1 protein-coding gene is annotated in these 580 nt (G+C 69.1%); it reads right to left on the bottom strand.

Annotated elements, in window-relative coordinates; translation table 11 throughout:
* A partial coding sequence (locus tag GL263_RS27690; RefSeq protein WP_182858460.1) for an HdeD family acid-resistance protein occupies window positions 1–454 on the bottom strand: 454 nt, incomplete at its 3' end.
* Window positions 455–580: the final 126 nt, after the last annotated feature.

The following is a 580-nucleotide window of genomic DNA, read 5'->3' as shown; positions in this document are numbered from 1 at the left end:
GGCCGAGACCTTCGAACAGCAGCGCCAGGGAGAAGAACGTGCCCAGCACGTAGAGGCTGCTGCGCGGCCACTCGAACAACACCAGCAACCCCAGGATCAGGCCGGCGGCACCCTGCGCGAACGTCCACAGCATCTCCGGGCCCCGGGTCACCACGGAGCCCACCAACCGGAACACGCCACCGGTCAGGAAGAGCAGTGCCGCGAACAGCGTCAACCCCTCGGCGGTCGTCTCCGGGTGACGCAGCACCACCACACCGGCCGCCAGATACAGCGCGGCCACGATCAGACCGAGCCAGAAGTAGTTGGAGCCGCGCGAGGTCACCGCGTGCACCAGACCCACCGCACCGCTGATCAGCAGCAGCCAGCCGAAGAGCAGCACGGAGGTGAGCGTGGCCACGCCGACATAGATCAGGCCGACCACGCCGCCGATCACCAGGATCACGCCGAGCAGCATCAGCAGCCCGAAGTTGCGGTTCACGTCCTTCGCCCGGTCGGCCGCGCCACCGCGGCCCGCACCGGCTGAGCCCTTGCCACGCGCCACCGCGCACCTCCTCCTGGGTTCGGTAGTCCTCCCCCAGAC

Origin of the sequence: Streptomyces durbertensis (assembly GCF_014156695.1) — a bacterium.
Classification (GTDB): Bacteria; Actinomycetota; Actinomycetes; order Streptomycetales; family Streptomycetaceae; genus Streptomyces; species Streptomyces durbertensis.
Note: the sequence above shows the minus strand (reverse complement) of the source record. Positions and strands in the feature narration are given on the sequence as shown.